17 protein-coding genes are annotated in these 20,906 nt (G+C 71.4%); 10 read left to right on the plus strand and 7 right to left on the minus strand.

Annotated elements, in window-relative coordinates:
- Window positions 1–60: 60 nt before the first annotated feature.
- Window positions 61–705 (minus strand): NAD(P)H-dependent oxidoreductase, encoded by a 645-nt coding sequence (locus ACIP4Z_RS06460; RefSeq protein WP_355336689.1) that lies wholly within the window; start codon window positions 703–705, stop codon window positions 61–63.
- A gap of 84 nt (window positions 706–789) precedes the next feature.
- On the opposite strand from ACIP4Z_RS06460, the gene ACIP4Z_RS06465 reads away from it, so the two are divergent.
- The 3 genes from ACIP4Z_RS06465 (at window position 790) to ACIP4Z_RS06475 (ending at window position 6,667) form a co-directional block, all read left to right on the plus strand.
- Window positions 790–1,329, plus strand: coding sequence for a MarR family winged helix-turn-helix transcriptional regulator (locus tag ACIP4Z_RS06465; RefSeq protein WP_401305491.1), 540 nt, complete (start codon window positions 790–792; stop codon window positions 1,327–1,329).
- 2 nt (window positions 1,330–1,331) lie between these two features.
- Window positions 1,332–4,865: an AfsR/SARP family transcriptional regulator gene (locus ACIP4Z_RS06470; RefSeq protein ID WP_401305493.1), complete on the plus strand. Its 3,534-nt coding sequence runs from the start codon at window positions 1,332–1,334 to the stop codon at window positions 4,863–4,865.
- Window positions 4,866–5,068: 203 nt separating this feature from the next.
- The gene (locus ACIP4Z_RS06475; protein WP_401305495.1) at window positions 5,069–6,667 is read left to right on the plus strand and encodes an MFS transporter; all 1,599 of its coding nucleotides are present in this window, start codon (window positions 5,069–5,071) and stop codon (window positions 6,665–6,667) included.
- 201 nt (window positions 6,668–6,868) lie between these two features.
- On the opposite strand, the gene ACIP4Z_RS06480 is transcribed toward ACIP4Z_RS06475, so the two are convergent.
- Complete coding sequence (locus tag ACIP4Z_RS06480) at window positions 6,869–7,681, minus strand: DUF5324 family protein (protein ID WP_355336692.1); 813 nt, start codon at window positions 7,679–7,681, stop codon at window positions 6,869–6,871.
- Window positions 7,682–7,937: 256 nt separating this feature from the next.
- On the opposite strand from ACIP4Z_RS06480, the gene ACIP4Z_RS06485 reads away from it, so the two are divergent.
- Both ACIP4Z_RS06485 and ACIP4Z_RS06490 read left to right on the plus strand, forming a co-directional pair.
- Window positions 7,938–8,465 (plus strand): peptidylprolyl isomerase, encoded by a 528-nt coding sequence (locus tag ACIP4Z_RS06485; protein ID WP_355336693.1) that lies wholly within the window; start codon window positions 7,938–7,940, stop codon window positions 8,463–8,465.
- 171 nt (window positions 8,466–8,636) lie between these two features.
- On the plus strand, window positions 8,637–9,491 hold the full coding sequence (locus ACIP4Z_RS06490) for a rhomboid family intramembrane serine protease (protein WP_355336694.1): 855 nt from the start codon (window positions 8,637–8,639) through the stop codon (window positions 9,489–9,491).
- Between the two features lie 295 nt (window positions 9,492–9,786).
- On the opposite strand, the gene crgA is transcribed toward ACIP4Z_RS06490, so the two are convergent.
- Window positions 9,787–10,044 (minus strand): cell division protein CrgA, encoded by a 258-nt coding sequence (gene crgA, locus ACIP4Z_RS06495; RefSeq protein WP_188281586.1) that lies wholly within the window; start codon window positions 10,042–10,044, stop codon window positions 9,787–9,789.
- A 215-nt stretch (window positions 10,045–10,259) separates the two neighbouring features.
- Here crgA and ACIP4Z_RS06500 point away from each other — a divergent pair, with 215 nt between their 5' ends.
- The 5 genes from ACIP4Z_RS06500 to ACIP4Z_RS06520 all read left to right on the plus strand — a co-directional run bounded on the left by ACIP4Z_RS06500 (window position 10,260) and on the right by ACIP4Z_RS06520 (window position 14,091).
- The gene (locus ACIP4Z_RS06500) at window positions 10,260–10,964 is read left to right on the plus strand and encodes a DUF881 domain-containing protein (protein ID WP_355336695.1); all 705 of its coding nucleotides are present in this window, start codon (window positions 10,260–10,262) and stop codon (window positions 10,962–10,964) included.
- 120 nt (window positions 10,965–11,084) lie between these two features.
- On the plus strand, window positions 11,085–11,285 hold the full coding sequence (locus ACIP4Z_RS06505) for a hypothetical protein (RefSeq protein ID WP_355336696.1): 201 nt from the start codon (window positions 11,085–11,087) through the stop codon (window positions 11,283–11,285).
- Window positions 11,282–11,959, plus strand: a complete 678-nt coding sequence (locus ACIP4Z_RS06510) for an aminodeoxychorismate/anthranilate synthase component II (RefSeq protein WP_391041973.1) — start codon at window positions 11,282–11,284, stop codon at window positions 11,957–11,959. Before ACIP4Z_RS06505 ends, ACIP4Z_RS06510 begins: the two co-directional genes overlap by 4 nt.
- Window positions 11,956–13,353 (plus strand): class E sortase, encoded by a 1,398-nt coding sequence (locus ACIP4Z_RS06515; RefSeq protein ID WP_401305499.1) that lies wholly within the window; start codon window positions 11,956–11,958, stop codon window positions 13,351–13,353. Before ACIP4Z_RS06510 ends, ACIP4Z_RS06515 begins: the two co-directional genes overlap by 4 nt.
- A gap of 36 nt (window positions 13,354–13,389) precedes the next feature.
- Window positions 13,390–14,091 carry a class E sortase gene (locus tag ACIP4Z_RS06520; RefSeq protein WP_391041969.1) on the plus strand — a complete coding sequence of 234 codons (702 nt, stop codon included), beginning with the start codon at window positions 13,390–13,392 and terminating at the stop codon, window positions 14,089–14,091.
- An 82-nt stretch (window positions 14,092–14,173) separates the two neighbouring features.
- Here the strand turns inward: ACIP4Z_RS06520 and pknB are convergent, their stop codons facing one another.
- From pknB to ACIP4Z_RS06540, 4 genes are all read right to left on the minus strand, one after another.
- Window positions 14,174–16,165, minus strand: a complete 1,992-nt coding sequence (gene pknB / locus ACIP4Z_RS06525) for a Stk1 family PASTA domain-containing Ser/Thr kinase (protein ID WP_391158751.1) — start codon at window positions 16,163–16,165, stop codon at window positions 14,174–14,176.
- A 263-nt stretch (window positions 16,166–16,428) separates the two neighbouring features.
- Entirely contained in the window at window positions 16,429–17,895 is a 1,467-nt protein-coding gene (locus ACIP4Z_RS06530; RefSeq protein ID WP_355336701.1) for a penicillin-binding protein 2, read from the minus strand.
- Complete coding sequence (locus tag ACIP4Z_RS06535; protein WP_355336702.1) at window positions 17,892–19,277, minus strand: FtsW/RodA/SpoVE family cell cycle protein; 1,386 nt, start codon at window positions 19,275–19,277, stop codon at window positions 17,892–17,894. Before ACIP4Z_RS06535 ends, ACIP4Z_RS06530 begins: the two co-directional genes overlap by 4 nt.
- Window positions 19,278–19,356: 79 nt before the next feature.
- On the minus strand, window positions 19,357–20,895 hold the full coding sequence (locus ACIP4Z_RS06540; protein WP_401306020.1) for a Stp1/IreP family PP2C-type Ser/Thr phosphatase: 1,539 nt from the start codon (window positions 20,893–20,895) through the stop codon (window positions 19,357–19,359).
- Window positions 20,896–20,906: the final 11 nt, after the last annotated feature.

Raw genomic sequence — 20,906 nt, forward strand, 5'->3', positions numbered from 1 at the left:
CGGGCAGGTGGAGCCGGGGCGTGATCCGCGAACCCTGAGGGGTCAGGGAACCCCGAGGGATCAGGCGGCCCGCACCGGCTGCCACAGCGCGTCGACGGCCTCCTCCGCCGCCGCGAGGCTCTTCTCGGCGAGCGGGATCAGCTCGGACATGGCCGGGGTGACCGGCGCGAGGGTCAGCTCGGCGGTGATGAAGCGCGGGACCAGGCCGGTCATGACCACGCCGTGCGGGAGCCACTGCTCCGCGTGGTCCCAGCCCTCGCGGGGGGTGCCGGGGGCGTAGCCGCCGCCGCGCGAGGCGAGGACGACGAAGTCGCGGCCGGTCAGCAGCGGGTCTCTCGTCTCGGCGTCGACGGAGAGACCGGGCACGATCAGGTGGTCGACCCATGCCTTGACGCTGCTGGGCGCGCCGAAGTTGTAGACGGGCAGACCGAGCAGAACGGTGTCCGCCTCCTTGACCTCACCGATCAGCGTCTCGGACAGCGCGTAGGTGGCGGCCTGCTCGGGGGTGCGGTCCTCGGCCGGGATCATCGCCACGCCCACGGTGCCGGTGTGGATGTGCGGAATCGGGTCCTTGCCCAGGTCGCGGTAGGTGACCGTGCCATCGGGGTGGGCGGCCTTCCAGGCGGCGGCGGCCCGCGCGGTCAACCGGCGGCTGACGGATCGGTCGCCCTGGACGCTGGAATCGATGTGCAGGAGGTGAGGCATCTCGTTAACCCTTCATACTTGGTTTGTGTAACGCCAACGATTTATAGCACGTCATGATTCCACGCCGCCCGATAGACTGAGGAAGTGGCCTCACTGCCCGTGCTCAACCAGCCCCCGCGACGTTCAGGCGCGCTGCTCGAACAGCTGACGCGCCGGATGCGACTGCACGCCGAGTCCGTGCTGACCCCGCTCGGCCTGCGCCCACGGCACCTGGTGGCCCTCACCGTCCTGCGTGACCAGCACGGCAGCACCCAGCAGGCGCTCTCCACGACGCTGATGATGGACCGCGCCAATGTCGTCGGCCTGCTCAACGATCTGGAGGCGGACGGCCTGATCGAACGGCTCCGCTCGCCCGAGGACCGCAGGCGCCACCTGGTGCAGCTCACCGACGAGGGCGGCAAGCGGCTGGCCAAGGCCGAATTCGCGCTCGCCCGCGTCGAGGACGAAGTCCTCTGCGCGCTCGACACCGGCCAGCGCGACACCCTCTACGATCTGCTCCAGCTCGCCGCGTCGGGACACGGCGTGGACGGGACGGCGACGGACGCGGCGTTGAGCTGCGTGACCGACGCCCCGGCCGCCGCGCCGGAGTGCCTGGGCGAGGCGGGGGACACGGAGACCTGCTGACGGTGCCCGGGGAAGCCACGGGCGGCGTCGGCCCGCGCTCCCGGGCGGAGAACGGGGGCGTGATGTTCGGCATCCTGGGCGCGACGCGGGTGGTGGGCGCGGACGGCGCCGAGGTCGCGCTGGGCGGCCCCCGGCGGCGCGCGGTGCTCGCCCTGCTGCTGCTCGACGCGGGCCGGGCGGTGCCCGCCGAGCGACTGATCGACGGCCTCTACGGCGACGAGCCGCCCGCGGGCGCGGGGAACGCCGTGCAGTCCCAGATCTCCCGGCTGCGCCAGGTGCTGCCGGTGCCGCTCGAAGGGCTCCCCGCGGGCTACCGGCTCGCCGTCGCACCGGACGAGGTGGACGCCCACCGCTTCCGGCGGCTGAGCGCCGAGGGCCGCGCCGCCCTGGCCGCGGGCGACCCGGTCCTGGCCGAGCGACTGCTGCGCACCGCCCTCGCGTTGTGGCGCGGCCCCGCACTCGCCGACGTCGGCCCCGCGCCCTTCGCCGCCGCGCAGATCACCCGGCTCGAAGAGCTGCGGACCGGCGCCGTCGAGGACCGAGTCGACGCCGACCTCGCCCTCGGCCGCCACCGCTCCCTGGTCGCCGAACTCGGCGAACTCGTCACCGCGCACCCGCTGCGGGAGCGCCCGCGCGGCCAGTTGATGCGCGCGCTGTACGGCAGCGGACGGCAGAGCGAGGCGCTGGAGGCGTACGAGGAGGCCCGGCGCGAACTGGCCGACTCCCTCGGCGCCGACCCCGGACCCGAACTGGCCGCCGTCCACCTCGCGGTGCTGCGCGGCGACCCGGCGCTGCTTCCACGGGACATCTCACGCGAGGCCCCACGCGCCGCGCCGCGGGCCGCCCGGCGGGATGTTCCACGGGACGCGCCGCGGGCCGCCCCGCAGGATGTTCCACGTGAAACAGACACGGCGGACAGGGTGGGCGCCGACGGACATGTTCCACGTGGAACATCGACGGAAGGCGCGGGAGGCTCAGGGGACGGCGCGCCCGCCCCGGCCCCGCCCCGGCACGAACTCCCCGCCCAGCTCACCAGCTTCGTCGGCCGGTCCGCCGAACTGGAGCGGATCGGTGAGCAGTTGGCGCGCCAGCGACTCGTCACGCTCACCGGCCCCGGCGGCGCGGGCAAGACGCGCCTGGCGGTGGAGGCCGCGGGGCGGTACGCGCACGACGCCTGTTTCGTGCCGCTGGCCGGACTCAGCGACGGCGCGGAACTCCCGCAGGCCGTCCTGGGCGCGCTCGGCCTGCGGGCGGGCGGGCTGCTGGCGGCCGGATCGGCCGCGTCCGGCGGCCAGGGGCACGACCCCGGCCCGCACGACCCCGTCGCGCGGATCACCGCCGCCCTGGACGGCCGCCCGCTGCTGCTGGTCCTCGACAACTGCGAGCACGTGGTGGAGGACGCGGCCCGGCTGGCCGAGCGGCTGCTCGCCGGGTCACCGCTGCTGCGACTGCTCGCCACCAGCAGGGAAGCCCTCGGCATCAACGGCGAGACGCTGTGCCCGGTGCCCACGCTCGACGTGCCCCGGCCCGGCACCGACCGCGAGCAGGCGCTGCGCTCCCCCGCCGTGCGGCTGTTCACCGAGCGGGCCGCCGCCGTACGCCCCGACCTCGACCTCGACGCGACCGCGGACCCGGCCACCGTGGACGCCGTCCTGCGGCTGTGCACCGCGCTCGACGGGCTGCCGCTCGCCATCGAACTGGCCGCGGCCCGGCTGCGTTCGCTGTCGGTGACCGACATCGCCGACCGGCTCGGCGCGCTGCCCGACGACGACGCCCCGTACAGCCTGGGCGTACGGCCCGACGCGCTCTTCCGGCTGCTGTCGCGCGGCAGCCGCACCGCCCAGCCGCGCCAGCGCACCCTGCGCGGGGTCGTCGACTGGAGCTGGGACCTGCTGCCCGACGACGAGCGGGCCGTGCTCCGCCGTGTCTCGGTCTTCGCGGGCGGCTGGACGCCCGCCGCCGCGGAGGCGGTGTGCGCGGACGGCGCGCGAATCCTCGCCGAGGACGTGCTGGACCTGCTGGACGCGCTGGTCGACAAGTCCCTGGTGGTGGCCGAGCAGCCGGACGGCGGGGGCCGGATCCGCTACCGCGCGCTGGAGTCGATCCGGGCGTACGGCGCCGAGCGGCTGGCGGAGGCGGGGGAGCGCGAGGCGACGGTGCGCGCGCACGCCGCGTACTTCCTGGACTTCGCGCTCACCGCCGACCCGCACCTGCGCCGCGCCGAGCAACTGGAGTGGCTGCGGCTGCTCGGCGACGAGCGCGACAACCTCCAGGCCGCGCTGCACCGCAGCCTGGAGGCGGGCGAGGTGCGTACCGCGATGCGGCTGATCGCGGCCCTGTCCTCGTACTGGCTGCTGCGCGGCGTGCGCTACGAGGGCTTCGGACCCGCCCGCCAGGTCCTCGCCGCCCTCGGCCCGAATCCGCCGGAGGGGATGGAGGAGGAGTACGCGCTGTGCGTGATGGCGGTGGTCGGGATGCTGCCCGACCCCGAGGAGTTCGCCGACCATGTCGCGGCGGCGACCCGGGTGGTCGAGGCGATGCACCGGCTGTCCCGCCGCTACCCCGTGCTCACCTTGCTGTGGGCGCCCTTCGCCGGGGTCCCCGACGAGGGCATCGACGTCCTGGAAGCGGTCTTCGACGAGTTCCTCACCGAGCGGGACCACCCCTGGTACCGCGCGCTGATCCTGCTCGGCAGCGGATTCCAGTCCTGGCTGACGCGCGCCGACCCGGTCGCCGCGCGGATCCACTGCACCGCCTCCTACGAGGAGTTCCGCCGCCTCGGCGACCGCTGGGGCATGATCACCACCCTCAACGTGCTGGCCGACCTCGCCGACCACCGCGGTGAACTCGCGCTCGCCGACTCCCTCCTCGAGGACGCGCTGCTGCTCGCCGAGGAGCTGGACTCGGCGCTCGACATGGCGGAGCTGCTCTGCATCCGCGCCGCGTACAGCACCAAGGCGGGCGACTACGCGACCGCCGCCGCGTACAGCGAGCGGGCCGTGGAGCTGTCCCGCCGGGCGGGCACCCCCGAGTGCCTGGCACTCGCCCACCTGGCGCTGGCCGAGTCCGTCCGGCTGCGCGGCGACGGCGACGGCGCCCGCGCGCTGTACGAGCAGGCGCTGGCCGAGTGCCCGGTCGGCTGGTTCTCCAGCAACGGCACCCGTTCCGCCGTCCTCGTCGCCCTGGGCCGGGTCGCCGTCGCCGACCGCGACCCGGACCTGGCCCGCGGCCACTTCCGCGAGGCGGTCACCCTCGACAGCGTCGCCATGCGGCTCCCGCTCAACGGCGCCGTCGCCGCCGAGGCCACCGCGGGCCTCGCCCTGCTCAACGGCGACGCGCCACGGGCCGCCGCCCTCCTCGGCGCCGCCGAGGCCCTGCGCGGCCGGCCGCCCACCGGGCCGGACGCCGCCGCGACCGTCGCCGCCGTACGCGCCGCGCTGGGCGACGAGTCGTACGAGCGCGAGCGCGCGCGGGCCGCCGCCCTCGACCGCGACGCGGCACTCGCCGTCCTGACGGCGTACCTCACGGCGGACTGAGCGGACGGCGAACCGCCCGCCGCGTGTGCGAGACTGGGCCCGAGCCCCGCGCCCCTGACGCTCTCCGACCGCCTGCCGCGTGCGGCTCCCGTCCTGGGACCCGCGCCCCGGCCCAGCTCCGACCGCCCGCTGACCGGATCGCGCACCGGCCCTGTCAGCCGACGGTGCGCCGGCCGTCAGCGGGCCGCCGCACGCTGCTTGCCATGACGACGACACCGAACGACGACGTGAGGGGCGGCGGGAGCGCCGCCGAACAGGCGCACCGGCGGCGCTGGGCCGTCCTGGCCATCTGCTGCGTGGCCGCCGCGCTGCTGGGCATCGACAACAGCGTCCTCAACTACGCGATCCCGTCCCTGTCCCGCGAGCTGGGCCCGTCCTCCACGCAGCTCCTGTGGATCGTGGACATCTACGGCTTCGTCCTCGGCGGCCTGCTGATCGTGGCGGGCAACGTCGGCGACCGGATCGGCCGCAAGAAGCTCCTGCTGCTGGGCGTCGCGGGCTTCGGCGCCGCCTCCGCGCTCACCGCCTACGCCGACGGCCCCGGCATGCTGATCGCCTCCCGCGCGCTGCTCGGCCTGGCCGGGGCCACGATCATGCCGTCGACCCTGTCGCTGGTCCGCAGCGTCTTCGACGACCCCAAGGAGCGGACCACCGCGATCGGCATCAGCAGCGGCATCGGCGCGGCCAGCTTCGCGCTCGGCCCGGTCGTCGGCGGCGCGCTGCTCGACCACTTCTGGTGGGGCTCGGTCTTCCTGATCAACGTCCCCGTGATGGCCGCCGTCCTCGTCGCGGGCGCCGTCCTGCTCCCCGAGTCCCGCAATCCGCACCCGGGACGGCTGGACTGGCCGAGCGTGCCGCTGTCGATCGCCGGGCTCTTCGGCGTGATCTACGCGATCAAGGCCGCCGCACGCGACGGCGTCGACGACCACGCCGTCTGGATCTCGGCGGCCGTCGGCCTCGCCGCCCTCGTCCTCTTCCTGCGCCGCCAGACCACCCTCGCCGAACCGCTGCTCGACCTGAGGTTCTTCCGCAACCCCGCCTTCGCGGGGGCCGTCGGCTCCAACGTCGTGACGCTGTTCACCGCCACCACCCTGTCCCTCGGCTTCTCCCTGTACTTCCAGGTGGTACGCGGGTGGTCGCCGCTGACCGCGGGGCTCGCGCTGCTGCCGGGACCGCTGTCCGCCGCCTTCGCCGCGCCGCTGTCCGCGCTGCTGATCCCGAGGATCGGCCGGGCCCGTACCGTCTCGTTCGGCCTGCTGCTCATGGCGCTGAGCACCGCCGCGTTCGGGCTGATCGGCGCCGACACCAGCTACTGGCTGCTGCTTCCGGCGCTCGTCGTCAACGGCGCAGGACTGATCTTCGTCTTCTCGGTCACCGCCGACACCCTGCTGGCCAGCGTGCCCAGGACCAAGACCGGTACGGCCGCCGCCATTTCCGAGACCGCCATGGAGCTCGGCGGCGCCCTCGGTATCGCCATCCTCGGGTCGGTCCTCAGCGCCTTCTACCGCAACGGCCTCACCCTGCCCGCCGGGCTCTCCCCCGACCGGGCCGCCACCGCGCGCGAATCCGTCACCTCCGGCGTCGAGACCGGCGCCGCCCTGCCCGGCGCCACCGGGCGGCAGGTCGTCGCCGCCGCCAAGGCGGCCTTCACCGACGGGTTGCACGGCACCCTCTACATCGCCGCCGCGCTGATGCTGGCCGGTGCCGTCGCCGCCCTGTTCGCCCTCCGCGGGGTCCCCGCCGTGCTCGACGTCCCCGAAGCCCCCGCGGAGCAGGCCCCCCAGCCCGCCCCTGCCGTCTGACGACGGCGCACTTGTGCGCACGGCGGGTACGAGCCCAGAAGGGGCGCGGGGAAACTGCGCGCTCAGCCCCCGCCGGGCTTTCAGCCCGAAAACAACAGCAACCGCCCCGCTGGGGACGGTTCTCACCCGCGCCACGGCGCGATCAGCCGTGACGTGCCACACACGTCACGGCTGATCGCGCGATTCGTCCCTCGTCGGCGGTTAGGGGTAGGTGCCGCCCCGGCCCTCGTCGTCGGGGCGGTCGGCGTCGGCCTGCTTGGCCTCGACCTCGGGGTCGAGGCCATCGGCCTCGAGGGAGCCGTCGACCTGGTCGATCGTGCCGTTCGGCGAGGACCCGTTGGGGTGGCCGACCGGCTCGACGACGGTGAGGGTGCCGCTGCTGTTCACGGGACCGCGGTCGGCGACGTCGGTCGCCTCGGGCGGCTCCACCAGCCAGTCCGGGTTGGTCTGCTTCGACCACCACTTCCAGGCGGCGAAGGCCGCACCGCCGACGAGACCGGCGACGACGAGCCCGCGGAAGACCCGGCCGGTGCGCTCGCGGCGCACCCGCCTGCGGACCAGCCCGTCGATCTCGGCCGCGGTCACCTGGCCGCGCAGGGCGTGCAGCGCGGCGGCACCGCGCAGCACCGCCTCGTCCTTGGCCGGACCGGCGACCGAGCGGGTCGCGGTCACGGCGGACTCCACCTTGGGCGCGGTGTAGTCGGCCGCCGCCCGCACCTTTGGCGCGGTGTAGTCGGCGGCGGCCCGCGCGCCGCGGCGGGTCCGCTTGGCGGCGGTGCCGAGCGCGTCGGCGGCCTTCGGCGGCACGGCCGACTTCGCCTGTTCGCGGGCCTGGTCGACCCGGTCGGCGAGATGGGCGTCGTACTGCTGCCTGGCCAGTGCGCCGGCCTGCTGCGCGTAGTACGCGGCGTTGTCCTTAGCCGTGCTCGCGTACGGCGCCGCCACCTCCGCGGCATGCCGCACGCTGTCCTTGGTCACGTCGGCTGCGTGGCGCACGCTGTCGATGCGGGTCACGGGATCCTCCTCCTCGGTGGCGTACGGTTTTCGCCTTTCCACCCAGTTTGAAATCATGCCTGTCGATGGCGGGTCCGGCATGTGTGGACGCGCATACGGGTCAGGTACCCGTTCCGAGCGGTCCGTCCCGGTGTCCGGGAGGGCCTTCGGGACGCGCCGCCGGCTCCCTTGCCACGGACCCTCGGGGAACCCCGCGCGCGCCACCGCGTCCGTGAAAGGATTTGTCCCTGTCAGCGAAGACTATGGAAGGTAGACCGTGGCCGAGCAGCTCTACGCCACCCTGAGGACCAACCACGGCGACATCGTGATCCGGCTGCTGCCGAACCACGCGCCCAAGACGGTGGACAACTTCGTCGGGCTCGCCGAGGGCACCCGCGAGTGGACCGACCCCCGTACCGGCCGGCCTTCCACGGCCAAGCTCTACGACGGCACCGTCTTCCACCGCGTCATTTCCGGTTTCATGATGCAGGGCGGCGATCCGCTGGGGAACGGTACCGGTGGTCCCGGCTACGAGTTCGCCGACGAATTCCACCCCGACCTGGCCTTCGACAAGCCCTATCTGCTGGCGATGGCCAACTCGGGCCCGGCCACCAACGGCTCGCAGTTCTTCATCACGGTCGCGCCGACCACCTGGCTGACCCGTAAGCACACCATCTTCGGCGAGGTCGCGGACGAGGCCAGCAAGAAGGTCGTCGGGTCGATCATCGGCGCGCCGACCAACCCGCGCACCGACCGGCCGCTGGACGACGTCATCATCGAGACGGTCGTGATCGAGAAGCGCTGACGCGGCCCGCCGCCCCGCGGCCCGTATCCCGTACCCTTCGGAAGCACCTTCGGGGAACGTCTCAGGGGAACGTCTTCGGGAACATCGCGCCCCGCCCGCACGTAGGAGTGGGCGGGGCGTCTCAGCGCCTCCGCGCCGCATCGCGAGGCGCTTCATTCAGGGAGAAGGCTCATGGACCAGGCGGTCTGCTGCTACCGGCACCCGGACCGGGAGACCGGTATTCGCTGCACCCGGTGCGACCGGCCGATCTGCCCCGAGTGCATGGTCAACGCGTCGGTCGGCTTCCAGTGCCCGGACTGCGTCAACGAGTCCAGCCGGCACACGGCGGCGCCGCGTACGGTCGCCGGCGGCACGGTCGCGGCCGACCCGTTCCTGATCACCAAGATCCTCATCGGCCTGAACATCGCGGTGTTCCTGCTGGTCCAGGCGGTCGGCGACCGGCTGGTCTACGACCTCGGGCTGTACGCGGTCTGCGGCAACGACCCGTTCGGACAGCACGGCTGCATCGGCGTCGCCCAGGGCCCCGACCAGTGGTACCGCCTCATCACCTCGGCGTTCCTGCACCAGGCGGTCCTGCACATCGGCTTCAACATGCTGTCGCTGTGGTGGATCGGCGCCCCGCTGGAGCGGATGCTCGGCCGGGCCCGCTATCTCGCGCTCTACCTGGTCTCCGCGCTCGGCGGCAGCGCGCTGGTGCTGCTGCTCGCCCCGTCGTCGCTCACCCTGGGCGCCTCGGGCGCGGTCTACGGCCTGTTCGGCGCGACGGCCGTCTTCATGCGGCGGATGCGCTACGACATGCGGCCGGTGCTGATCCTGCTGGCGCTCAACATCGTGTTCACCTTCACCTGGGCCGACGTGAGCTGGCAGGGCCACATCGGCGGACTGGTGGCGGGCACCGCGATCGCCATAGGGATGGCCTACGCGCCGCGCGAGCGCCGCGATCTGGTGCAGTGGGGGACCACGGCGGCGGTCCTGGTGGTCTCGATCGCGCTCAGCGTGATCGCTGTGGCGCAGGTCACGTCCTGAGGGACGGATTCGCGGCCGTGGACCCGTGTCCATTGGCGTTGATCACACGTTATCCACAGCGTGTAGGCGGGTCTTCGCAAGTTGTGCACAAGTCGCCGGAAGACCGTGTTTCACGCCCGCACAAGCCCAAGATCAGCGAAAGACCGGTGGCCGACGTCCTGGCCACCGGTCGTACCGGCGTCAACCTCGTAGAGGTTATCCACAGATCTTCCGACCTTTTCCCCACTGTGGATAACCGTGTGGACAAACGTCCGGCAGCACGCCGACGCGGCCCCCGGCACCCCGCTGGGGACGGCTACTTCCACTGGGTGGACACGACGAACCCACCCGCGATGAAGCCGAAACCGACCACGATGTTCCAGTTGCCGAACGCTTCGACGGGCAGACTGCCCTGCGTCACGTAGAACAGCACGATCCACGCCAGACCGACGATGAAGAACGCCAGCATGAGCGGCGCGACCCAGTTGCGGTTGGTGTTGAACTTTATGGCGGTGGCCGTCTTCGCCGGTGGCGGCGTGAAATCGGCCTTCTTGCGGATCCGTGACTTCGGCACGAGGGACGCTCCTGTCGATGCGCTGCGTAACCGCGCGGGTGTGCGGGGTAAGCCGGGCGGGTTCTGGGCCTGGTAAGGGTCACTACCGCTTCCGGGCGTCCGTTAGCGTAGTGCTTCCTCGGGTTATAAGGAGACAGGGTACGGTGACGGATTCAGACGGGGTATCCCCCACCCCCTCCTCCCGTCCTGCCCACCGCACCGTAGCGCTGCGGACCATGAGTGCGGGAGTCTTCGCGCTCGCCGGACTGATCTTCTGGACCAGCTTCAACACCGCCAAGGGCGTCGACATCCGCAGCGACGACCCGCTGCCGAAGCTGTCCGACACCGTACGTACCAAGAACACCCGTAATCAGCAGCTGGAGGACCAGCTCTCCGGGGTGCGCAAGGACGTGGACCGGCTGACCCGGCAGGGCGACGGCGTCAGCCCCGCCGAGCGGGCCAGGCTCGACGCCCTCGACAAGGCGGCGGGCACCGGCAAGCTGACCGGCCCCGCGATCGACGTGACGCTCAACGACGCCCCGCCGAACGCGACCGCGCTGGTCCCCGGCGTCCCCGACCCGCAGCCCAACGACCTGGTCATCCACCAGCAGGACCTCCAGGCCGTGGTCAACGCGCTGTGGCAGGGCGGCGCCCAGGGCATCCGCGTCATGGACCAGCGGCTGATCTCCACCAGCGCGGTGCGCTGCGTCGGCAACACCCTGATCCTCCAGGGCCGCGTCTACTCCCCGCCGTACCGCATCACCGCCGTCGGCGACCAGGCCAAACTGCGCAAGGCGCTCAACGACAGCCCGGCCATCCAGAACTACCTCCAGTACGTGAACGCGTACGGCCTCGGCTGGAAGGTCGGCGCGCAGAAGCGGACGACGCTGCCCGGTTACTCGGGCTCGACCGACCTGCACTACGCGGAGCCGGCGTCGTGAGCGGCGGGCGTCCCCGGCCGAAGCATTGGCGAACGCATGCCGAAGCCTTTGTCCAGCCGGGCCCCCTATCACGCCGATCTCCCTTTACTCTGTTCCGGGGAAGAGGAAGGAAGGCAGCGCATGTACGGCTGGATCTGGCGGCATCTGCCGGGTAACGCGTGGGTGAGGGCTCTGATCTCGCTCGTGCTCGCCCTGGCCGTCGTCTACCTCCTCTTCCAGTACATCTTTCCGTGGGCGGAGCCGCTGCTGCCGTTCAACGAGGTCACCGTCGACAACGGGATGGCCGTCGTACGCGAGACGGGGACGGCCGCTGTCCGATGAGCGCACGCATTCTCGTGGTGGACAACTACGACTCCTTCGTCTTCAACCTGGTCCAGTACCTCTACCAACTCGGCGCCGAGTGCGAGGTGCGGCGCAACGACGAGGTCAAGCCCGCGCACGCGCAGGACGGTTTCGACGGCGTACTGCTCTCGCCCGGCCCCGGCACGCCGGAAGAGGCGGGCGTCTGCGTCGACATGGTGCGGCACTGCGCGGACACCGGGGTGCCGGTCTTCGGCGTGTGCCTCGGCCTCCAGTCGATGGCCGTCGCGTACGGCGGGGTCGTGGACCGCGCGCCGGAGCTGCTGCACGGCAAGACGTCGCTGGTGACGCACGACGGGACCGGCGTCTTCGCCGGGCTGCCGTCGCCCTTCACCGCGACCCGCTACCACTCGCTCGCCGTCGAACGCGACACCGTGCCCGAGGAGTTCCGGGTCACCGCGTGGACCGAGTCCGGCGTGATCATGGGGCTGCGGCACCGGGACGCGGCCGTCGAGGGCGTGCAGTTCCACCCGGAGTCGGTGCTCACCGAGTGGGGCCATCTGATGCTGGCCAACTGGCTCGCCGAGTGCGGTGATCCGGGGGCCGTCGGCCGCTCCGAGGGGCTGGCGCCCGTGGTCGGTACGGCGGGGGGCGCCGGAGGTTCGGGGAGTCCTGCGGGGAGGGCCGGGGCGTGACCACGCTCCGCCCGGAGCGCCCCTCGGACGGCCCGATGTCCTATGAGGACACCGGGCAGTTCAAAGCCGTTGTCGAGCAGCTCGACGACCCCCTGAACGACCCTCTCCCCGGAAGACCCCCCGCGGTTCCCGAGCCGTCCTACGACGAACCGGCGTACGAGAAGCCGGTGTTCGACGAGCCGGTCTTCCCGGAACCGGCGTACGAGAAGCCGGTCTTCCCCGAGCCGGCCTACGAAGAGCCGGTGTTCGACGAGCCGGCCGCGCCCTGGTTCGTCCCCGAGGAGCCGCCGCAGGCGGCCCCGCCGCCTCCTCCGCCGCCCCCGGTCCGGCCCGTCACCGCGGACGAGGAGCTGGACCTCGGCACGGCGACGGTCGTGCGGCCCGTCGTACGGCCGGTCGAGCAGCCGGCCGTCGAACCGCCCGCGGACGACGTACTCGAATCCGTCTTCCCCACCACGGAGTCGGCCCCGGAACCGGCCCCCGAGCCCGCGGGTCCCGGGCCCGGTCCGGCGCCGGGTCCCGTGCTCGGCCCCGACGGCGAGGGCGGCCGGGCCGCGCGGCGGAAGGCGGCGCAGGCACAGCAGCGCGGCGGCGCCGGACACGGCGGCCACCGCGCCAGGGGCCGTACGCCCGGTGGCGCGGCCGGTGCGGCCCCCGCCGGAGCCGTCCCGCTCAGCCGGGTCGAGGCCCGCAGGGCCGCGAAGGCCGCCAAGGAGAGCCCGGCGGTCGTCGTCAGCCGTATCGTCGGTGAGCTGTTCATCACCACCGGCGTGCTGATGCTGCTGTTCGTCACGTACCAGCTGTGGTGGACCAACGTCCGCGCGCACCAGCAGGCCAGCGGCGCCGCGAACAACCTCCAGCACCAGTGGGACGCCACGAAGGACGACCCGAACCGGGTCCCCGGCACCTTCTCGCCCGGCCAGGGCTTCGCGATCATGTACATCCCCAAGCTGGACGTCAAGGCGCCCATCGCGCAGGGCGTCTCGAAGCACAATGTGCTGGACAAGGGCATGATCGGCCACTACGACGGCGTGTTGAACACCGCGATGCCGTGGGACAAGTCCGGCAACTTCGCGGTCGCCGCCCACCGCAACACCCACGGTGAACCGTTCCGCTACATCAACCACCTGGTGCCCGGCGACAAGGTCGTGGTCGAGACGGCGGACACCTACTACACGTACGAGATCACCAGTTCGCTGGCGTCCACCCCGCCGTCCAACATCAGCGTGATCAAGCCGGTGCCGACCGGCTCCGGCTTCACCGGGCCCGGCCGCTATCTGACGCTGACCACCTGCACCCCCGAATTCACCAGCACCAACCGGTTGATCGTCTGGGGAAAGCTGACCGAGGAACGGCCGCGCAGCAAGGGCAAGCCCGACGCGCTGGTGGAGTGATCCATGCTCCAAGCGGAACTTGAGGAACGGAACGGCGTGACCACGACCAAACGCGGCGGCCGGGGGCCCATCGCGGCCACCATCAGCGTCATCGGCGAACTCCTCATCACCGCGGGCCTGGTGCTCGCGCTGTTCGTCGCCTACTCGCTGTGGTGGACGAACGTCCTCGCCGACCGCCATGAGCACAAGGCGGCGGACAAGGTCCGGCAGGACTGGGCCCGGACGCCCGACGCGGGACCGGGGAGCCTCGACACCAAGGACGGCATCGGCTTCCTGCACGTCCCCGCCATGGGCAAGGACTACGAGGTGCTGGTCAAGAAGGGCACCTCGACCAAGGTCCTCAACGAGGGCGTCGCCGGTTACTACACCGACCCCGTCCCCGCCGCGCTGCCGACCGCCAAGACCGGCAACTTCACCCTCGCCGCCCACCGCGACGGCCACGGCGCCAAGTTCCACAACATCGACAAGATCCACGACGGCGACCCGGTCGTCTTCGAGTCGAAGGACACCTGGTACGTCTACAAGGTCTACAAGATCCTCGACCAGACCTCGAAGTACAACGTCGCCGTCACCGACCAGGTCCCCAAGGAGTCCGGCAAGACCACGCCGGGCCGCTACATCACCCTCACGACCTGCACCCCCGTCTACACCTCCCGCTACCGCTACATCGTCTGGGGCGAACTCGTCCGCACCGAGAAGGTCGACGCGGCCCGCACCCCGCCGGCCGAGCTGCGGTAGGCGCGTACGGCGACACACGTGAAAGGGGGGCGGCCCGCACACCAGGTGTGCGGGCCGCCCCCCTTCACGTACTGCCGGGGGGTCAGCCGCCCCCGCCGTTGCCGTTGCCGCCGACGGCGATCAGCTTGACCGGCTGGCCCTCGGAGAGCTGCGCGCCCGCTCCGGGGTCGACCGAGATGACCATGGCGTTGTCGCCGACCGGGTTGCCGCCGGGACCGACCGCGGAGACCTGGAGGTTCAGGCCGAGCCCGTCGAGTTCGGCCTTTGCCTGACCCACGGTCTTGCCACCCAGATCCCCGGGCATCTGCTTCTGCGGGTCCTGCGTCTGCGGCGGGCCGGACGAGACCGTCAGGACGATCGAGGTGTCCAGGGCGATCGGGCCCGCGCCCGGGTCCGGGGTCTGGGCGGTGACGCTGCCCTTGGCGGTCGTGTCCGAGGGGACGTCCTGCGGCGCGCGGGTGATGTTGGTGAAGCCCTGCGCCTTGAGCTGGGCGACCGCGTTGTCGTACGGGACGCCCTTGACGTCGGTGGGCGCCTTCTTCTCGGGGGCCACCGCGACGGTCAGCGTGATCGTCGTGCCCTTGGGCTGCTTCGTACCGGCCTTCGGGGTCTGGTCGAGGACGGTGTCCGGGTCTTCCGTGGTGGTCGTCTTGTTCTTGCGGTCGACCTCGAAGCCCTTGGCGGTGAGCTGGCTCGCCGCCGAGTCGTACTTGTCGTTCTTGACGTCCGGGACCTCGATCGGCGCCTGGCCCTTGGACAGGACGACCGTGACCGTCTTGTCGTCCGGGATCGCGGCGTCGGCGGCCGGGGTCTGCTTGCAGACGAGGTTCTTGTCGATGCTGTCGCAGAACTCGGCCGGACCCTGGACGATCTTCAGATCGACGTTGGTGGCCTTGGCCTGCGCGTCGGTGAGGGACGCGCCGACCAGATTCGGCACGGTGCCGTTGTCCGCGGCGCCGCTGCCGCTGAACAGCGCCTTGCCCAGGAAGATCGCGCCGACCAGGACCAGGATGCCCGCGACGACCAGCAGCACCGTGGAGGTGTTGTTGCCGCCCTTCTTCTGCCGGCGGCGGTCCGGGCGGTCGTCGTAGCCGTAACCGCCGTCCTCCTCGCGCAGCGGCGGAAGCATGGACGTGTGCTGGTCGTTCTGCGACGGCATCGCCGTGGTGGCCTGGCTGTCCGGGTAGCCGTACCCGTAGCCGACCGAGCCCATCGCCGCCGTGGCGGCCACCGGCTGCCCGTCGAGGGCCGCCTCGATGTCGGCGCGCATCTCGTCGGCCGACTGGTAGCGGTAGTTCGGGTCCTTGGTCAGCGCCTTGAGGACGATCGCGTCCATCGCGGGCGTGACCTCGGGGTCGTACACCGACGGCGGCTGCGGCTCCTCGCGCACGTGCTGGTAGGCCACCGCGACCGGGGAGTCGCCGACGAAGGGCGGCCGTACGGTCAGCAGTTCGTAGAGCAGGCAGCCGGTCGAGTACAGGTCGGAGCGGGCGTCGACCTGCTCGCCCTTGGCCTGCTCGGGGGAGAGGTACTGCGCGGTGCCGATCACGGCCGCGGTCTGCGTCATGGTCATACCGGAGTCGCCCATGGCGCGGGCGATGCCGAAGTCCATGACCTTGACCTGGCCGGTCCTGGTGAGCATGACGTTGGCGGGCTTGATGTCGCGGTGCACGATGCCGGCCCGGTGGCTGTACTCCAGGGCCTGGAGGATGCCGACCGTCATCTCCATGGCGCGCTCGGGCAGCAGCTTGCGTCCGGAGTGCAGCAGCTCACGCAGGGTGGAGCCGTCCACGTACTCCATGACGATGTACGGGATCGAGACCCCGTCGACGTAGTCCTCGCCGGTGTCGTACACGGCGACGATCGACGGGTGGTTGAGCGAGGCGGCCGACTGGGCCTCTCGGCGGAACCGGGCCTGGAACGACGGGTCGCGGGCGAGGTCCACCCGCAGCGTCTTCACGGCGACAGTGCGGCCGAGCCGGGTGTCATGGGCGAGGTACACCTCGGCCATGCCACCACGGCCGAGCACTGAGCCCAGCTCGTACCGGCCGCCGAGGCGACGCGGCTCTTCCATAGCTCTGCCCTCTCCTCAAACCCGTTCTTGACCCAAAACCGGTAATGCCGTGCCCTGCGGATGCTCGGGCATACGCTACCGGGCGTTTCTGGTCCCTTCGCGCCCTGCCCGCCCGCCGATACCCGACCGGTACCTGTCCGGTACGTGCGCCGGTCCCGGGGGCGGTCTCCGGACCGTTTCCGGCGCCGGGACCGGGCCTGACACCGGGTTCGACGCCGGGCCGGGGACCGTGCCGGGGACCGGGCCTGCCGGGCGGCGGGCCCTCACTTGTTGAGGACGGCCTCCATGACCTTCTTGGCGATCGGCGCGGCCAGACCGCCACCGCTGACGTCGTCGTGGTTGGCCGCACCGTCCTCGACGACGACCGCGACGGCGACCGGCGACCCCTGGTCGGTCATCGCGTACGAGACGAACCAGGCGTACGGCGTGCCCTCGTTGTTGATGCCGTTCTGCGCGGTGCCGGTCTTGCCGCCGACCTTGACGCCGGAGATCTTGGCGTTGGTGCCGGTGCCGGAGTTGACCACCGTCTCCATCATCGTCTGGAGTTTCTGCGCGTTCTCCGGCGACAGCGGCTGCGACATCTCGCTCGGGTTGGTCTGCGAGATGGTGCTCAGATTCGGCGCCACCAGCTTGTCGACCATGTACGGCTTCATCAGCTTGCCGTTGTTGGCGATGGCCGAGGCGACCATCGCCATCTGGAGCGGAGTGGCCGCGGTGTCGAACTGGCCGATGGAGGAGAGCGCGACCTGGTCCTTGGTCATCTTGGTGTCGAAGTTGCTGGCGTTCGCGCGGACCGGGACGAACTGCTCCTTGTTGAAGCCGAACTTCTCCGCCTCGTCGACCATCGCCTGGAGGCCCACCTTGTCCGCGCCCAGGTGGCCGAAGACGGTGTTGCACGAAACCCGCAGGGCGTCGATCAGCGACGCTTCCTTGCAGGGGATGTTGCCCTCGTTCTTCAGCGGGGTCGTGGTGCCGGGAAGGATGTAGGGCAGCGGGGTGTCGGTCTTCGCGTTGATGTCGGTCACCGCGCCGTTCTCCAGCGCCGCGGCGGCCGTCACCAGCTTGAACGTCGAACCCGGCGGGTACGTCTGGCGCAGCGCGCGGTTCTGCGTCGGGTCGTCGGGGTCGTTCTTCTTGTCGAGCGCGACCCAGTTCTTCTCGTCGGTCTTGGAGTTGCCCGCGATGGTCGACGGGTCGTACGACGGGGTGCTCGCCATGGCCAGGATCGCGCCGGTGCCGGGGTCGAGCGCGACGACCGCGCCCTTCTTGTTCCCCAGGCCCTGGAACGCGGCCTTCTGCGCCTTGGCGTTCAGCGTCGTGACGACGTTGCCGCCCTGCTTCTCCTTGCCGGTCAGCAGGTCGATGGTGCGGTTGAAGAACAGCCGGTCGTCGTTGCCGGTGAGGAACTTGTCCTCGACGCCTTCGAGGAAGGTGGTGCCGAACGCCTGCGAGGCGTGGCCGGTGACCGGCGCCCACATCGGGCCGTCGACGTAGGTCCGCTTGAACTTGAAGTCGCTGCCCGTGGTCTCGGTGTGACCGGTGATCGCCTTGCCGCCGTCGACGATGATGTCGCCGCGCGGCTGGGCGTACTGGTTGATGGCGACCCGGCGGTTGTGCACGTCGTTGGAGAGCTGGTCGGCCTGGACGAACTGCACGTAGTTCACGCGCAGCAGAAGGGCGAGGACGAGCAGACCGCAGAAGACCGCGACCCGTCGGAGAGGCTTGTTCACTGGGTGCGCACCACCTGGGTCGGTTCGGCATCGGGGGAGGGAGCCGGGCTCGGGGCCGGACGGCGGGCGGTGTCGCTGATCCGCAGCAGGATCGCGACCAGCGCCCAGTTGGCGATCACCGAGGAGCCGCCCTGCGCCAGGAACGGCATGGTCATACCGGTCAGCGGGATGAGCCCGGTGACGCCGCCCGCGACCACGAAGACCTGGAGCGCGAAGGCGCCCGACAGGCCGATCGCCAGCAGCTTGCCGAACGGGTCGCGGGCCGCGAGGGCCGTCCGCACACCGCGCTCGATCAGCAGGGCGTACAGCAGCAGGACGGCCATCAGGCCCGCCAGGCCCAGCTCCTCGCCGACGGTGGCGAGGATGTAGTCGCTCTTCGGCGCGATGCCGCCGATCAGCCGGGAGTAGCCCTGGCCGAGTCCCGAGCCGAAGATGCCGCCGGAGCCGAACGCGTACATCGTCTGCGCGGTCTCGGTGACACCGCCGTTGGACGCCAGTTGCAGGGGGTGCAGCCAGTTGTGGACGCGCTCCTTGACGTGCGGCTCGATCGAGGAGACGACGACCGCGCCGCCCGCGCTGAGCAGCAGGCCGAAGACGATCCAGCTGGTCCGCTCGGTGGCGACGTACAGCATGATCACGAACAGGCCGAAGAAGAGCAGCGAGGTGCCGAGGTCGGTCTCGAAGACCAGGATCAGCAGGCTGATGCCCCAGATCACCAGGATCGGGCCGAGGTCGCGGCCACGCGGCAGGTACAGGCCCATGAAGCGGCGGCTGGCCAGCGCCAGCGCGTCCCGCTTGACCATCAGGTATCCGGCGAAGAAGACGGTGATGACGATCTTCGCGAACTCACCGGGCTGGAGCGAGCCGATGCCCGGCAGCGTGATCCAGATCTTCGCGCCGTTCACCCCGGGGAAGAAGATCGGCGCGACCAGCAGGGCCAGCGCCACCATCATCGAGATGTACGTGTACCGCTGGAGGATGCGGTGGTCCTTGAGGAAGACCAGCACGCCGACGAAGAGCGCCACTCCGAGCGTGGACCACATGAGCTGGTTGGGCGCCATGGCCTTGCCCAGCGACGGCTCCTGGTCGAGCCGCCAGATCAGCACCAGGCCGAGGCCGTTGAGCAGCGTGGCGATCGGCAGCATCAGCGGGTCGGCGTACGGCGCGAATTTACGGACCAGCAGGTGCGCGATCCCCGCGAGCAGGCCGAGGCCGAGGCCGTAGCTGAGCAGCCCCGCCGGGACCGAGTCGTTCTTGGCGAGCCCGACGTTGGCGTAGGCGAAGACCGGGATGAGCACCGCGAAGACCAGCAGCGCCAGTTCGGTGTTGCGACGGTTGGGCGCGCCGATCGACGTGATGGTGGTGGTGTTGCTGGCGCTCATGACGAGCCGACTCCTCCTGCTGGTCCCGCCGCCGGCGCGCTCGCCGGTCCCCGCGGGGCTTCCGGTGCGCGACCAGCCGCTACTGCTGGCTCGTACCGCACTGCTGGGCCAGCTTCTTCTCGTCGGGCGTCAGCGGCGGCGTGGGGTCCGCCGTCGGGGTGGCGCTGCTCTTCTTCGCACCCGGCGTGCCGGTGGTGCCCGCTGCGGGCATCTTGTCCTCGGCGGCCTTCGCCGCCGCCTTGGCCTGGTCGGCGAGGGTCTTGGCCGTCGCGACCTTCTTGCAGACACCGGCCTGCGTCGCCAGCTCGTCGGCCTTGTCGTCGGCCTGGCCGAGGCTGCTGAGCGCGATGGTGTCCTGGACCTGCTTCTGCTGGTAGGCCGGTAGGTACTTGAGTTCGATGTCGGGGCGGTCCTTGTGGACCTTCGACAGCTTGATCCAGGCCAGCTTCTGGTCGATGCCCTGGTACACGGCGACGTGGTCGCCCTTGGCGCCGACGTAGTACTGCGTCTGCGTCCACGCGTAACCGCCGTACAGACCGCCGGCGATGACGGCGAGCACGATGACGGTGATCGCCGTGCGCTTGGGCCACTTACGGGTCTTGGCGGGCTTGGTCTGGCCGTCGTCGTCGTACGACCCGAAGGTGCCCAGCGGCGCGGCGCCGGCCGCGCCGGGGTCGCCGCTGCCGGGCGGGCCGAAGGAGCCCGCGGGGCCCTGCTGCTGCGGCGGGGGCGTACGGCCGAGCTCGGAGGCGCGCCCCGCCGGGGTCTGGAGGTGCCGCGGGTCGCTCAGCGGGAGCTGGGTCTCGGCGACCGCGCCGACGACCACCGGGGTGTCGTTGAGCTGCGCCGCCAGCGTGTCGCCGTCGTCGGTGTCCAGCACGTCCGCGACGATGCAGGTGATGTTGTCGGGTCCGCCGCCGCGCAGCGCGAGCTGGATCAGCTCCTGCACGGTCTCATGCGGCGCCTGGTACCCGGCGAGGGTGTCCTCCAGCGTCTGGTGGCTGACGACGCCGGACAGGCCGTCGGAGCAGATCAGATACCGGTCGCCGACCCGCACCTCGCGGATCGACAGGTCGGGCTCGACGTGTTCGCCACTGCCCAGCGCGCGCATCAGCAGGGAGCGCTGCGGGTGGGTGGTGGCCTCCTCCTCGGTGATCCGGCCCTCGTCGACCAGCCGCTGCACCCAGGTGTGGTCCTGGGTGATCTGGGTGAGGACGCCGTCCCGGAGGAGATACGCGCGGGAGTCGCCGACGTGCACCAGGCCGAGCCGCTGGCCCGTCCACAGCAGCGCGGTCAGCGTGGTGCCCATGCCTTCGAGCTGCGGGTCCTCCTGGACCATGTGCAGCAGTTGGTCATTGGCCCGCTGCACGGCGGTGCCGAGCGAGGTGAGGATGTCGGAGCCGGGGATGTCGTCGTCGAGCGTCACGATGGTGGAGATCACCTCGGACGAGGCGACCTCGCCGGCGGCCTGTCCGCCCATGCCGTCGGCAATCGCGAGCAGACGCGGACCGGCGTAGCCGGAGTCCTCGTTCCCCTCGCGGATCATGCCCTTGTGCGAACCGGCGGCGAAACGCAGGCTCAAAGACATGCGCACCTCCCCCGTCGGCTCCGGGTACATCCGCACGCTGC

Origin of the sequence: Streptomyces sp. NPDC088910 (genome assembly GCF_044749865.1) — a bacterium.
Lineage (GTDB): Bacteria > Actinomycetota > Actinomycetes > Streptomycetales > Streptomycetaceae > Actinacidiphila.

Excerpts from the sequence above, each read along its gene's own strand:
- ACIP4Z_RS06460 (WP_355336689.1), bottom strand. The coding sequence starts at position 705 with ATGCCTCACCTCCTGCACATCGATTCCAGCGTCCAGGGCGACCGATCC.
- ACIP4Z_RS06475 (WP_401305495.1), top strand. The coding sequence starts at position 5,069 with ATGACGACGACACCGAACGACGACGTGAGGGGCGGCGGGAGCGCCGCC.
- ACIP4Z_RS06540 (WP_401306020.1), bottom strand. The coding sequence starts at position 20,895 with ATGTACCCGGAGCCGACGGGGGAGGTGCGCATGTCTTTGAGCCTGCGT.
- ACIP4Z_RS06535 (WP_355336702.1), bottom strand. The coding sequence starts at position 19,277 with ATGAGCGCCAGCAACACCACCACCATCACGTCGATCGGCGCGCCCAAC.
- pknB (WP_391158751.1), bottom strand. The coding sequence starts at position 16,165 with ATGGAAGAGCCGCGTCGCCTCGGCGGCCGGTACGAGCTGGGCTCAGTG.
- ACIP4Z_RS06490 (WP_355336694.1), top strand. The coding sequence starts at position 8,637 with ATGGACCAGGCGGTCTGCTGCTACCGGCACCCGGACCGGGAGACCGGT.
- ACIP4Z_RS06505 (WP_355336696.1), top strand. The coding sequence starts at position 11,085 with ATGTACGGCTGGATCTGGCGGCATCTGCCGGGTAACGCGTGGGTGAGG.
- ACIP4Z_RS06500 (WP_355336695.1), top strand. The coding sequence starts at position 10,260 with ATGAGTGCGGGAGTCTTCGCGCTCGCCGGACTGATCTTCTGGACCAGC.
- ACIP4Z_RS06510 (WP_391041973.1), top strand. The coding sequence starts at position 11,282 with ATGAGCGCACGCATTCTCGTGGTGGACAACTACGACTCCTTCGTCTTC.